4 protein-coding genes are annotated in these 14,414 nt (G+C 73.0%); all 4 read left to right on the forward strand.

The window, feature by feature from the left end; translation table 11 throughout:
• The first annotated feature begins 34 nt into the window (after positions 1–34).
• From JYK18_RS48240 to JYK18_RS46245, 4 genes are read left to right on the forward strand one after another with little or no spacing between them, the layout of a single operon-like run.
• On the forward strand, positions 35–4,612 hold the full coding sequence (locus JYK18_RS48240) for a type I polyketide synthase (protein WP_206810732.1): 4,578 nt from the start codon (positions 35–37) through the stop codon (positions 4,610–4,612).
• Positions 4,609–12,606 (forward strand): non-ribosomal peptide synthetase, encoded by a 7,998-nt coding sequence (locus tag JYK18_RS48245; protein WP_206810734.1) that lies wholly within the window; start codon positions 4,609–4,611, stop codon positions 12,604–12,606. The genes JYK18_RS48240 and JYK18_RS48245 overlap by 4 nt, the downstream gene beginning before the upstream one ends.
• Positions 12,603–14,162, forward strand: coding sequence for a formyltransferase family protein (locus tag JYK18_RS46240; RefSeq protein WP_206810736.1), 1,560 nt, complete (start codon positions 12,603–12,605; stop codon positions 14,160–14,162). The genes JYK18_RS48245 and JYK18_RS46240 overlap by 4 nt, the downstream gene beginning before the upstream one ends.
• Before the next feature lie 27 nt (positions 14,163–14,189).
• Positions 14,190–14,405: an MbtH family NRPS accessory protein gene (locus JYK18_RS46245; RefSeq protein ID WP_206810738.1), complete on the forward strand. Its 216-nt coding sequence runs from the start codon at positions 14,190–14,192 to the stop codon at positions 14,403–14,405.
• The last annotated feature ends 9 nt before the right edge of the window (positions 14,406–14,414 follow it).

The raw sequence follows: 14,414 nt of genomic DNA on the forward strand, positions 1-14,414 counted from the left end.
GACGGAATGACTACGAGACGGTCAGGTGAGGTTTGTGAGTGATCCGGTAGACGCGATCGCGGTGGTCGGCATGAGCTGCCGGTTCCCCGGTGCGGACGATCCCGAGCGGTTCTGGGCCAACCTGACCGCCGGCGTGGAGTCCATCTCCACCTTCGACCCGGCCGAGCTGCGGGCGGCCGGGGTCGACCCGGCGCTGCTGGACCACCCCGGCTTCGTGCCGAGGGGCGGGGTGCTCAGCGACCTCGACCGGTTCGACGCCGCCTACTTCGGTTACAGCCCGCGCGAGGCCGAGCTGATCGACCCGCAGCAGCGGCTGTTCCTCGAATGCGCGGCGGGCGCGCTCGACGACTCCGGGTACGACCCGGCGCGGTTCGACGGCGTGGCGGGCATCTACGCCGGGGTCGGGCTCAGCTCGTACATGTGGAACAACATCTACCCGAGCGAGAGCGAGCTGGCCGACGTCAGCCAGATGCAGATGATCCTGTCGGTGGACAAGGACTACCTGGCCACGCGCGCGGCGTACAAGCTCGACCTGCGCGGGCCCGCGGTGACCGTGCAGAGCGCCTGCTCCACCTCGATGGTGGCCATCCACCTGGCCTGCCAGGGCCTGCTCACCGGGGAGTGCGACATCGCGCTGGCCGGTGGGGCGTCGCTGATCCTGCCGGAGGTCCGCGGGTACGTGTACGAGGAGGGCGGCGTGCTCTCCCCGGACGGGCACTGCCGCTCCTTCGACGCCGACGCCAAGGGCACCGTGCCGGGCAGCGGGGTCGGCGTGGTGGTGCTGCGGCGCCTGGAGGACGCGCTGGAAGACGGGGACACGATCCACGCGATCGTCCGCGGTTCGGCGATGAACAACGACGGTTCGGCGAAGGTCGGCTACACCGCGCCCGGCACGCGCGGGCAGACCCAGGTGATCACCGACGCGGTCAGCGCCGCGGGCGTGGACGTGGACACCATCGGGTACGTCGAGACGCACGGCGCGGCCACCCCGCTCGGCGACCCGATCGAGATGACCGCGCTCGCCGACGCCTTCCGCGCGCTCGGCGCCGACCGGGACCGCGCGTGCGCGATCGGCTCGCTGAAGTCGAACATCGGGCACCTCGACTCGGCCGCCGGGGTGGCCGGGTTCATCAAGTCGGTGCTGATGGTCAAGCACGGGAAGGTCCCGCCGAGCCTGCACTTCCGGGCCCCGAACCCGAACATCGACTTCGCCTCGATGCCGTTCTACGTCAACGCCGAACTCGCCGGCTGGCCGGTGCCCGGGGTGCCGCGCCGGGTGGGCATGAGCTCGTTCGGCATCGGCGGCACCAACGCGCACATCGTCGTCGAGCAGCCCCCGCCACCGCGGCGGCGGGCACCGGGGGGTGGGGAGCGGCCGATCCTGCTCTCCGCGCGCACCCCCGCCGCACTGGAGCGGGCCACCGACCGGCTGGCCGAGCACCTGCGGGCGCACCCGGACCTGGTTCTGGCCGACGTGGCGGGCACCCTCGCCACCGGCCGCCGGGTGCACGCCCACCGCCGGGCCGTGGTGGCGGCCGACCTCGCGGGCGCGGCGAAGGCACTGGAGAACCGGGCACCGGAGGTGTTCACCTCGGCCGGGCCCGCCGGGAGCCGGTCGGTGGTGTTCCTCTTCTCCGGCGTCGGCGACCAGTACGTGAACCTGTGCTCCGGGCTGTACCGGGACGAACCGGTGTTCCGCGCCGAACTCGACCGGTGCGCCGAACTGTTCACCCCGCACCTGGGCTTCGACCTGCGGGAGAAGCTGTTCGACAGTTCGGCCGAACCGGCGGGCGAACTGCCCGCCGACCCGTTCGCCCGGCTCCTCCAGGAGCGCGAGGCGGGGCCGCTCGACGAGACGATCGTCGCGCAGCCGCTGCTGTTCGCCGTCCAGTACGCGATGGCGCGGTTGTGGATGCACTACGGCGTGCGCCCGGACGCCCTGCTCGGCTACAGCGTCGGCGAGTACGTCGCGGCCGCCGTCGCCGGGGTGTTCTCGCTCGCGGACGCCACCTGGCTGGTCGCCCGCCGCGCGCGGCACATCGGCGGCTTGCCCGGGGGCGCGATGCTCGCGGTGATGAGCGCGGCCGAGCGGGTCGAGCCGCTGCTGGGCGACCGCCTGTCACTGTCCGCTGTGGACGCTCCCTCGCTGTGCGTGGTCGGCGGCCCGGCGGAGGAGGTCGACGCGCTCGCCGAACGCCTGCGCGCCGACGGCGTCGCCAGCCGCCGCGTGCCCGCCGAGCACGCGTTCCACACCTGGATGATGCGCCCGCTGGAGGAAAGCCTGCGGGCCGACTTCGACGGGGTGGGCCTCAAGCCGCCGGAGATCCCGTACCTGTCCAACGTCACCGGGCAGTGGGTCACCCCGGCCGAAGCGACCGATCCCGGGCACTGGGCGCGGCACAGCGTGGCCACCGTCCGGTTCGCCGACCAGATCGAGGCGATGTGGCAGCTGACCGCGCCGGTGGTGGTCGAACTGGGGCCGGGCCGCGCGCTGGGGAGCCTGCTCGTGCAGCACCCCGCTCGCGCCGACGACGGCCTCGTGCTGGCCACCTCGCCCGCCGCGCACGATCGGGCGGAGGACCGGACGGTCCTGCTCGAAGCGCTGTCCAGGGCCTGGCTCGCCGGGGTCGAGGTGGACTGGCCGAAACTGCACGCGAGCGGTGAATGGGGCCGGGTGAGCCTGCCCGGCTACCCGTTCGAGCGCACCAGCTACTGGCTGTCCGCGCGGGCGCCGGGCAAGGCCGTCCCCGGTCCGCGGGCCACCGGCAGGCAGGCCGATCCGGCGGACTGGTTCCACCTGCCGAACTTCTCCCGCGGCCTGCCGCCGGAGGCCGAGGCAGACGCGGCGGCCGGGGAGACCTGGCTCGTCGCCGGGGACGCCGAGTCGATCGCCGGCGCGGTCGCCGCCCGTTCGGCCGCCCGGGTGATCCGGGTGAGCTGGGGCGAGGCGTTCACCGCGCACGGCGAGGACCGGTACACCCTCGATCCCGGCGAGCTGGACGGCTGGCTGACCCTGCTGCGCGGGCTGAAGGACGCCGTGCCAGGGCGCGTGGTGTTCGGTGTGGACGGTCCGCAGTGGGACTTCACCGCCTTCCACGGCCTGGTGTCGCTGGTGCGCGCGTGGACCGAATGCGGGTTCGTCGACGACGTGGAGATCGGCGTGCTGTCGGTGTCCGGGCTGGCCGTGGCCGGGGAGACCGAGGTGCGGCCGGAACGCGGCATGGTGGCGGCGCTGTGCCGGGTGATCGGCCAGGAACTGCCGCAGGCGCGCTGCCGGTTCATCGACACCGCGCCGGCGGTCTGGACCCGTCAGCGTGAGCGCCTGCTGACCCACCTGCACGCGGAAATCGTGGCGGGTCAAGACGATTGTGTCGCCTACCGCGGTGACACCCGCTGGGTGCGCGGCTTCGTGCCCGCCCGGCTGGCGGCCACGGGCGCCACGCGCCTGCGTGAGGGCGGGTGCTACCTGGTTTCCGGCGGGCTCGGCCGGATCGGCGCGGTGATCGGGGAACTGCTGGCCACCCGCAGGGCCCGGATAGGCGTGATCCGGCGTTCGGTGGTGCCCGCCCGCGACCAGTGGGACGACTACCTGGCGAACGCCGATCCGGACGACTCGGTCGCCGCCGAGATCACCACGATCCGGCGGCTGGAGGCGGCGGGTGCCACGGTGGCCACCGCCTCGGCCGACGTCGCCGACGAGGAGGCCTTCGCGGGCGCGGTGTCGCGGCTGGAACAGGAACTCGGCCCGTTCGACGGCGTGTTCCACGTGGCCGGGGTGGTGACCGCGGAGGGCGTGGTGCCGCTGGCCGAGGCGACACCGGACAGCGCGGAACCGCACCTGGCCGCGAAAGCGCGGGGGGTGCGGGTGCTGGCCGGGGTGTTCGCCGGGCGGGAGCTCGACTTCGTGCTGCTGTGCTCGTCGATCGCGTCGGTGCTCGGCGGGATCGGGTTCGCCGCCTACGCCGCGGCCAACCTGTACACCGAGTTGTTCGCCGCCGGCCGGTCCGCCGCCGACGGCACCCCGTGGACGGCACTGGCCTGGGAGGGCTGGACCGTCGAGGGCGACGACGACGCGGCGGCGACGCTGCGCGAGTACCTCATCGACGAGGACGACGCGAGGGGCGTGCTCGACCGCGTGCTCGCCGGGAGCCTGCCCGCCCAGCTGGTGAACTCGACCGGCGACCTGGAGTCCCGGTTCGACCAGTGGTCCGGCGACGGTGACGACGGCGAGCCCGCACCCCGCCACGGCGGCGGGCACGCCCGCCCGGACCTGCAAACCGCGTACGTGGCACCGGAGACCGAGATCGAGAAGCTGCTCGCCGGGGTGTGGGCGGGCCTGCTCGGCATCGACCGGGTCGGCGTGCACGACAACTTCTTCGAACTCGGCGGCCACTCGCTGCTCGGCACCAGGGTGATCTCGCGGGTGCTGAAGGACCTGCGGGTCCAGGTGCCGCTGCACACCCTGCTGACCAGCCCGACGGTGGCCGAACTCGCCGCTGCGGTGGCGGAACTGAAGGCCGCGCCGGCGGCGCCGTCGATCACCCGCGTCGACCGCGGTGGTTACCGGCAGCGCCGCGAAGCGGCCGAGCCGACAGGAGCGATGACCCAGTGAGCGCAGAGCACGAGCAGATCCACCGGTTCCCGGCGTCCTTCGCCCAGCGGCGGCTGTGGCTGGTCCAGCAGGTCGATCCGGGCAACCCGTTCTACCTGATCCCGATGGGGATGCGGTTGCGCGGCGAACTCGACGTGCCCGCGCTGCGGCGGGCGCTGGCCGCCGTGGTCGACCGGCACGAGGCGCTGCGCACCGGGTTCGCCGTCGAGGACGGCGAGCCGGTGCAGGTGGTGCGTGGCCGGGTGGAGGTGCCGTTGCCGGTGACCGACCTGCGGGCGCACGCCGACCCGGAGGCGGAACTGGCCCGGCTGGAGGCCGAACTCGGCGCGCGCCCGTTCGACCTGGCCGAGCCGCCGCTGCTGCGCGCGCTGCTGGTCCGGCTGGGCGAGGCCGACCACCAGTTGCTGATCACCATCCACCACATCGTCTGCGACGCCTGGTCGCAGGACATCTTCTTCCGCGAACTGGGCGAGTGCTACGCCGCCTTCGCCCGTGACGAGACTCCCGAACTGCCCGAACTCGCCGTGCAGTACCCGGATTTCGCGATCTGGCAACGGGATCTGGCCGAGACACCGGAGTTCGCCCGCCAGCTGGACCACTGGCGCGAGCACCTGCGTGACGCGCCCCGGCTCTCGGCGCTGCCGCTGGACCGGCCGCGCCAGGCGAAGCGGGACCACCGCGGTGCCTGGCACGACTTCGTGGTCCCCGCCGACGTGCTCGATGAGCTCCGGACGTTGGCCAGAGCGCACAACTGCACGTTGTTCATGGTCGTGTTCGCGGCCTTCTCGGTGCTGCTGTCGCGTTCGGCCGGGCAGGACGACCTGGTGATCGGCTCGCCGATCACCGGCCGGGGCCGTCCGGAACTGGAGGACCTGGTCGGGTTCTTCGTCAACACGCTGCCGCTGCGTGCCGACCTCTCCGGCGATCCGGCGTTCACCGAACTGCTCGCCAGGGTGCGCCGGACCTGCCTGGACGGGGTGGCCAACCAGGACGTGCCGTTCGAGAAGCTGGTCGAGGAGCTGGCACCGGACCGCGACCCCAGCCACGACCCGCTGTTCCAGAACATCCTGGTGTTCCAGGGACCGGCGAGCGCCGAGGTCGGCGTCGGCGACCTTTCCCTGGAGTACCAGGGGAAGAACAACAACACCGCGAAGTTCGACCTGTCCCTGTACGCGGGGGAGGCCGAGGACGGGCTGCGGTGTTCCTTCGAGTACGCCACCGCGTTGTTCGACCCCGGAACCGTCGAACGCCTCGGCCGCCGGTTCACCACGTTGCTGACCGGGATCACCGCGGACCCCGGCACGCCGCTGTCCGCGTTGCCGCTGCTGGACGGCGGTGAGCGCGACCGCCTGCTGGAGTGGGGGCGGCGCGGCTGGCCCGAGGTGCCGGTGCCGGAGGCCACCCTGCCGGAACTGGTGCTCGGGTCCACTTCGGACGCGACCGCGGTGTGGCACGCGGATCGGGTGCTGACCTACGCCGAGCTGGACCGGGAATCCGGCCGGCTGGCCCGGCGCCTGCGGGCCGCCGGGATCGGACCGGACGTGCGGGTCGGCGTGTGCCTGCCGCGCACACCGGACCTGGTGATCGCGTTGCTCGCGGTATTGCGGGCCGGGGGCGCGTACGTGCCGCTGGACCCGGAGTACCCCGCCGAGCGGCGGCGGCTCATGCTCACCGACGCGGACGCTCCCGCGCTGATCACCGACGACCCCGGCGCCTTCGACGGCTATGACGGCCAGGTGCTCACCGTCGGGGGCGATGGCGCGGAGGCCCCACTGCCGGAAACGCCGCCGTCCGGGCAGAGCGCCGCCTACGTCATTTACACCAGCGGCTCCACCGGCCGTCCTAAAGGGACGGTCATCTCCCACGACGCCGTGCGGCACCTGCTGTCCTGGGGCCGCGACCTGCTCGACGACGACGAACTGGCCGGCGCGGTCGCGACCTCCTCGGTCTGCTTCGACGCCTCCGTGCTCGACCTGTGGGTGCCGCTGGCCTTCGGCGGCCGGGTGGTGCTGGTGGACAACGCGTTGCACGTCGGCACGCTGCCGGACGAGGCGGCGGCGATGGCGCGGTACTTCTTCGCGGTGCCTTCGGTGGTCGGTGAACTGCTGCGGGCCGGGCGCCTGCCCAGCGACCTGCGCACCTACATCGCCGGTGGCGAGGAACTGCCCGCGGCCACGGCACGCGCGATCTTCGACGCCGGTGCCCGCCGGGTGGTCAACGTCTACGGCCCCACCGAAACCACGGTCGTCGCCACCAGCCTCGAACTGACCGCGGGCGAACAGCCGGACGTGCACCTGGGCCGGCCGCTCGGCCACGCCAGGGTGTTCGTGCTCGACGACACGGGCGCACTCGCGCCGACCGGGGTCTTCGGTGAGCTGTACATCGGTGGTTCGGGGGTCGGGCTCGGTTACCTCGGCAATCCGGCGCTGACCGCGTCGCGGTTCGTGCCCGATCCCTTCGGTGAGCCGGGTGCGCGGCTGTACCGCACCGGTGACGTGGTGCGCTGGCGGTCCGACAGCGGGCTGGAGTTCCGCGGCCGGGCCGACCACCAGGTGAAGATCCGCGGGTTCCGGATCGAACTGGGTGAGGTGGAGGCGGCGCTGGCCGGGTTCCCCGGGGTCACCGAATCGGCCGCGAAGGTGGTCACCACCGAGGCGGGGGAGCGGCTGCTGGCCGGGTACCTCACCGGGGACGTGGACACCGGCGCGGTGAAGGCGTTCCTGCGTGAGCGCCTGCCCGCCTACCTGGTGCCCGGCGTGCTCGTCCGGCTGGACGAACTGCCGCGCACGGTGAGCGGGAAACCCGATCGCTCGCGCCTGCCCGAGCCCCGGCCCGCCGCGCGCGAGACCCAGCGCGTGGCCCCGCGCAACCAGATGGAACGGCTGGTGCTCGGCATCTGGCAGGACGTGCTGTCGCGGCAGGACGTCGGGCCGCACGACAACTTCTTCGACCTCGGCGGGCATTCGCTGCTGCTGATCCGCATGCACACCGCGCTGACCGAGGCGTTGCCGGTGACCGTGCCCTTCGCCGAGTTGTTCCGCCACACCACGGTCAGCACGCTCGCCGCCCACCTGCGCGAACTCGCTGAACCCGTCACACCGAAGGCCGTTGTGAAGGAGGAGAAACCGGTGCGCAGCAGCGAGAAACCCAGCGCCCGCGAGAACGACATCGCGGTCATCGGCATGGCCTGCCGGTACCCGGGCGCGAGCAGCCCCGAGGAGTACTGGCGGGTGCTGCTGGACGGCCTCGAAACGATCACCACCGCCACCGCGGACGAGATCCGCGCGGCGGGGTTCGGTGACGACGCCTTCGCCGAGGACTTCGTGCCGCGCGGTGGCGCGCTCCAGGGCATCGAGTACTTCGACGCGGGCTACTTCGGCTACAGCCCCAGCGAAGCGGAGCTGATCGACCCGCAGCAGCGGCTGTTCCTGGAGTGCTCGGCCGAGGCGCTGCAACGCGCCGGGCACGACCCCGAGCAGTTCGAGGGCGGCATCGGCGTCTACGCCGGGGTCGGGCACAGCGACTACATGTGGCACAACACCTTCGTCAACCAGGAGACGGTGCCGAACTCCAACGGCGCGCACCTGCTGATCTCCTGGGACAAGGACCATCTGGCCACCCGGGTTTCCTACAAGCTGAACCTGCGCGGCCCGGCGATGACCGTGCAGACCGCGTGCTCCACCTCGCTGGTGGCCACCCACGTCGCGGCCCGCGCGCTGCTCGCCGGCGAGTGCGACATGGCGCTGGCCGGTGGCGCGTCGATCCTCATCCCGAACGTCGGCTACAAGTGGGTCGAAGGCGGGATCTTCAGCCCGGACGGGCACTGCCGCCCGTTCGACGCGGCTTCGCAGGGCACGCTGCCGGGCAGCGGCGTCGGCGTGGTGGTGCTCAAGCGGCTGGCCGACGCGCTCGCCGACGGCGACCCGGTGCACGCGGTGATCCGCGGTTCGGCGATCAACAACGACGGTTCGGCGAAGGTCGGCTACACCGCGCCGGGCGTGGCCGGGCAGGCCGCGGTGATCCGGAAGGCGCTGGCCGCGGCGGGCACCGAACCGGGCAGCATCGGGCTGATCGAGGCACACGGCACCGGCACGGTGCTCGGCGACCCGATCGAGGTGACCGCGCTGACCCAGGCGTTCACCGAGCACGGCCCGCTGCCGCCCGCGTCGTGCGCGCTCGGCTCGGCCAAGTCCAACTTCGGCCACCTCGGGACCGCGGCCGGGGTCGCCGGGCTGATGAAGGCGGCGCTCGCCGTCGAGCACGGGGTCGTACCGCCGTCGCTGCACTTCGAACGCCCGAACCCGAACACCGATCTCGACGGCAGCCCGTTCTTCGTCAGCAGCGAACCGGCCGCTTTCCCCGGTGACGGCCCGCGTCGCGCGGGTGTCACCGCACTGGGCATCGGCGGTACCAACGCCCACGTCGTGCTGGAACAGCCACCGGCGCGGCAGCCGTCGACGCCCGGTCGGGGCTGGCAGATCCTGCCGCTTTCCGCCCGCAGCCGCGGTGCGCTGGACACCGCGACCAAGGAACTGGCCGACCACCTCGCCGGGACACCGGACACCGATCTCGCCGACGTGGCCTACACGCTGCAGCTCGGCCGGACCGCGCTGGACCAGCGCCGGGTGGTGCTGGCCAAGACCACCGCCGAGGCGGCCGAACTGGCCCGCGACGGCGGGGAGGAGTTCCTGCGGGTTCGCGAAAGCGGTGACGCGCGGAGTTCCTGGACGCTGGTGCTGCCGGGTGCTTTCCCGGTCGCGCCGGGCAGGCTGGCGAAGCTGTACTGGCGGCTGCCGGTGATCCGGGCCGCGGTCGACGAGTGCTGCGACCTGCTCACCCCGGGCCTCGGCGCCGACCTGCGCGAGTCGGTGTTCCTGGCACCCGCCGACGATCCGGTGGACCCGGGGTTCGAGAAGGCCGCGCGGTTCGTCACGCTCTACGCACTGGCCCGCGGCCTGACCGAGCTGGGCCTGCGACCGGACGAGATCGCCGCGTCCGGCGCCGGTGAGCTGGTGGCCGCGTGCCTGACCGGCGTGCTGGACCTCCAGCAGGCGGTGTCCGTGCTGCTGGGCCAGGGCGCGCCGGAGGCCGGTGCCGCGCCGGAGATGCCGTGGAGTTCGGTGGCGTGCGACGGGTTCGTCACCGAGGACGAGCTGGGTGATCCGGAGTTCTGGACCGACGGCATCTGGGCCGGCGGCGACTTCGGCGAGGTGCTCGAACCGCTGCTGGACGACCCCGCGCAGGTGCTGGTGGTGGCGGGCGCGACCGGTTCGGTGCCGGGCTGGGAACCGCCGTCGGGTGAGCTGGTCGAGGTGCTGCCGGAGGACTCGGCCGACGCCGAGTACGACTTCGCCGCGGCGCTGGGCAGGCTGTGGCTCTCCGGTGCGGTGGTGCACTGGAAGTCGTTGTTCGAGGGACAGCGGCGGGCGCGCCTGCGGCTGCCGACCTATCCGTTCGAGCGCAACCGCTACTGGCTGGAGCCGCCCGCCGAGGCGAAGCCGTCGGCGATCGCGGTACCGGCGGGCGAGCGCGTCGCCGATCCGGCCGACTGGTTCTACGCGCCTTCGTGGAAGCGCGCCACCCGCCCGGTGGCGACCGGCACCGGCGGCACCTGGCTGGTGGCCGGCATGGACACGATCGCCGGTGACGTCGCCGAACTCGGTGCCGACCGGGTGATCCCGGTCCACTGGGGACGGTCGTTCGCCGATCTCGGCGAGGACGGCTACCTGGTCGACCCGGAATCGCCCGCCGACTGGGAACGCCTGGTCGAGGCGCTGCGGGATGCCGGCGAGGCGCCTGACCACATCGTGCACGGCGCCGGGGTGATGGACGACGACACCGCGCCCGGTGGTTACGACTCGTTCCTCGGTGTGCTGTTCCACGCCAGGGCGCTGGCGAAGGCCGGGGTCACCGGCGTGAACCTGTCCGTGCTCACGGTCTCCGGACTCGCCATCGCCGACGAGCCGCGCGTGCTGCCCGAACGCGGCATGATCTCCGGACTGCTGCGCGTGGTCGCGCAGGAGGCGCCGGGCCTGCGCTGCCGGTTCGTCGACGCGGGTCCGGTGGGGACCGGGAAGCGGCGTGCGCGGCTGCTCGGCAGGCTCACCGCCGAACTGCTCGCCGGGGACGAGCCGTGCGCCGCCTACCGCGGTGAGCACCGCTGGGTGCCCGACCACGTCGCGGTTCCCCTGCCGGACGCCGATTCCTCGCTGCTGCGGCGTGACGGCTGCTACCTGATCGTCGGCGGGCTCGGCCGGATGGGCACGGAGATCGCGCGGCTGCTGGCCGGGGCCAGGATCGGCCTGATCCGGCGATCGGGCACCGACGACATCCGGGTGATCCAGGAACTGGAGTCCGCCGGTTCGGAGGTGGCCGCGATCACCGCCGACGTCGCCGACGAGGCCGCGTTCAGCGACGCGGTCGCCCGGCTGGAGGAGCGGCTCGGCCGGTTCGACGGCGTTTTCCACGCCGCCGGGGTGGTTTCCGGTGAGCGGCTCGTCCCGGTGGCCGACGCGACCGCCGAAGCGGCCCGTGCCCACCTCGCCGCCAAGGCCGACGGTGCCGCCGTGCTGGCCAGGGTGTTCGCCGGGCGGGAGCTGGACTTCGTGTTCCTCTGCTCGTCGATCTCCTCGGTGCTCGGCGGTGCCGGTTTCGCCACCTACTCGGCCGCGGCCGTCTACGCCGAACTGTTCGCCGCGCGCCAGTCGATGGCCGGGGAGACACCGTGGATCGCGGTCGCCTGGGACAGCTGGCGGAACACCGGCAAGCTCGGCCTGGACGGTGGTGAGGCGCGGGAGGTACTGCGCCGGGTGTTCGCCGCCGATCCGCTGCCGCAGCTGGTGGTGTCCACCGGGAACCTGCCCGCGCGGATCGCCGAAGCGGCAGGCGGCCAGGAAACCGGTGACCCGGCTCAGGAAACCAGTGAGACCGTCTATCCCCGGCCGGACCTCGCCACCGAGTACCTGGCGCCGCGCGACGAGACCGAACGCCGGATCGCCGGGCTCTGGCAGGGCTTGCTCGGCATCGACCGTGTGGGCGTCCGGGACAACTTCTTCGAACTGGGCGGGCATTCGCTGCTGGCGGTCCGCCTGGTGAGCGCCCTGCAGTCGGAGTTCGGCGACACCACGGTCTCCCTGGCCACCGTGCTCAAGGCGACCACCGTCGAACTGCTCGCCGGTGCGGTCGCGGGCACCCCGTCCGGTGGGGACGCCTCCTGCGTGGTGCCGGTGCACACCACCCCGGGCGCACCGAAGTTGTTCCTGGTGCACCCGCTCGGCGGCACGGTCCTCTGCTACCACGCGCTGGCCGGTCAGCTGGCCCCCGAGTGGTCGCTGTACGGGCTGCAGTCGCCGTCGGTGTCCGGTGGGGACGGTCCGGAGACGGTGCCCGAACTGGCTGCCCGGTACGTCTCCGACCTGCGTGCCGAACAGCCGGAGGGCCCGTACCACCTCGGCGGGTGGTCGCTCGGCGGCGCGATCGCCTACGAGATGGCCCGGCAGCTCACCGCCGCCGGGCAGCGGGTGGCCGAAGTGGTGATCATGGACGTTGAGCCGCCGGACCCGGACCAGCCGGTGCGCACCACCGAGGCCGAGATCGTGCTGGCCCTGCTCGACGCCCGCGACCTCGCGGTGACCGACCTGCCCGAGCCGGGTACCGGCACGGTGGCCGAGCGGATGCGTGCCTACGCTGACTGGGCGGGTGAACGCGGGCTGGTCAAGCCCGGTCCGGACACCGACCGCCTGGTGCGGTTGTTCGTGGCCGCGCACCACAACCTGACGGCCTGGCAGTCGTACCGGCCCGAGCCTTACGCCGGGCGCGTGGTGTTCCTCCAGGCCGAGGAGAGCGGCGCGGACGGCGCGGACTGCTACGGCTGGCGGTCCTACGCGAGCGCGATCGAGCCGCACAAGGTGCCCGGCGGTCACGAGACGATGCTGCGGGAACCCCACGTGGCCACGGTCGCCAAGGTGCTGTCCGGATCGCTGGTCGAACCGTGACGGGGTACGACTGCCTGCTGATCGGCTGGGGCGCGCTGCTGGTGGAGAGCGCCGAGCTGCTCGCCGCGCGCGGGCACCGGGTGACCGGCGTGGTCACCCGGTACCCGCCCGCGCTCGACTGGGCCGGTGAGCACGGCGTGCCGGTCGCGAGCCGCCTTGGTGACCTGCCCGGCCGCCCGGACTACCTGTTCAGCATCACCAACGACGTGGTGCTCCGGGAGGCGGACCTGGCGCTGCCCCGGCGGATGGCGATCAACCTGCACAGCTCGCTGCTGCCCAAATACGCGGGTGTGCACCAGACCACGTGGGCGCTGCTGCACGGCGAAACCGAGCACGGCGTGACCTGGCACGAGATGGTGACCGAGGTCGACGCGGGCCGGATCCTCAAGCAGGCCCGGTTCCCGGTCGAACCCGGTGACACCACGCTCGCGCTGGACGTGCGCTGCCACGAGTACGCGTTGCTGTCGCTGAAGGAACTGCTGGACGACCTGGAGTCGGACGCGCTGGACCCGATCGCGCAGGACCCCGCCGAGCGCACCTATTTCCCGGCCCGGCGGCTGTTCCCCGGCGGCGGCCTGGTCACCGGGGAGCGGACGGCGGCCGAACTGGACCGCTGGTGCCGGGCGGGGGAGTTCGGCCGGTTCGACAACCGGTTCGGCAGGCCACGACTGGTCGTCGGGAACGAGGCGTTCCTGGTGAGCGGGTTGCGCCCGCGGCCGGGGCCGGTCGAGGCCGAGCCGGGCACGGTGCTGGGCACGGAACCGGTGCGGGTGAGCACCCCGGACGGCGCGGTCGAGCTGACCAAGCTGTCCACAGTGGATGGTGAGACGGTGGCGCCGGGGGCGGTGCTGGGCACCGGGGACCGCCTCGGGGCGCCGGAGGGCGATTTCACCGGCTGGTTCGAGGAATGGGCCCGCCATGAGGGTGCCTGGCTCGACCGGCTCACCGCGTGCACCGGCGTCCCGGACCGGGTGGTGCGTCCACTGTGGACCTACTCGCCGGTGACGCGCGGGACCACGCTGGTCCGGCGTGCGCTGGTCGACCGGCTGCGCGACCCGGCGACCGAGCTGCTGACCGCCTGGCTGGCCTGCCTCGGCACCCGGTACGGGACCGTCCGGTACAGCGACGACGACCGGCGTGCCGAGGTGGCCGGGCTGGAGGCCCTGGTCACCAGGGACGTGCCGGTACCGGTCGAACTGCCGCCGGAACTCGGCTTCGCCGGAGCGACCGCCGCGGTCGACCGCGCGCTGGCCGGAGCACGCGGCAGCTACCTCCGAGACCTCCCGGCGCGGTACCCGCTGCACGGCCTGGCGAACCGGCCGATGCCACTCGCGCTCGCGGTGACCACCACCGGCACGCGGCTCGATCCGGCGCCCGGCACGGCCGCGGTGCTGGTGATCGACCTCGCGACCCCGGCGTTCCACTTCGCGGTCACCGAGCACCTCGGGCCGCCGCGCGAGGTGGTCCGGCAGTTCGCCGGGCTGGCGCAGTCGGTGCTGACCCTGATCGAGGCGGTCGTGGAACGGCCCGCCACCCCGCTCGCCGCCCTGCGCTGAGCGGCCCCACCCGAAGGAGAGAAGGACATGGCTTTCGAGGACGACGACCGCACGACCGTCTACACCGTCGTGGTCAACGACGAGGAGCAGTACTCGATCTGGCCGCGCGAGCGCGACCTGCCCGCCGGCTGGCACGACGCCGGTTACCACGGGCTCAAGGCCGAATGCCTCACCCACATCGAGGGCGTGTGGACCGACATGCGCCCGCTGAGCGTGCGCCGCCAGATGGACGGCGTGGCCTGAGCCCGAATC

The sequence above is a fragment of the Amycolatopsis sp. 195334CR genome (genome assembly GCF_017309385.1).
Taxonomy (GTDB): domain Bacteria; phylum Actinomycetota; class Actinomycetes; order Mycobacteriales; family Pseudonocardiaceae; genus Amycolatopsis.

What these genes read in the sequence shown, in the direction of transcription:
- JYK18_RS46245 (WP_206810738.1), top strand. Translation starts at nt 14,190, where the DNA reads ATGGCTTTCGAGGACGACGACCGCACGACCGTCTACACCGTCGTGGTC.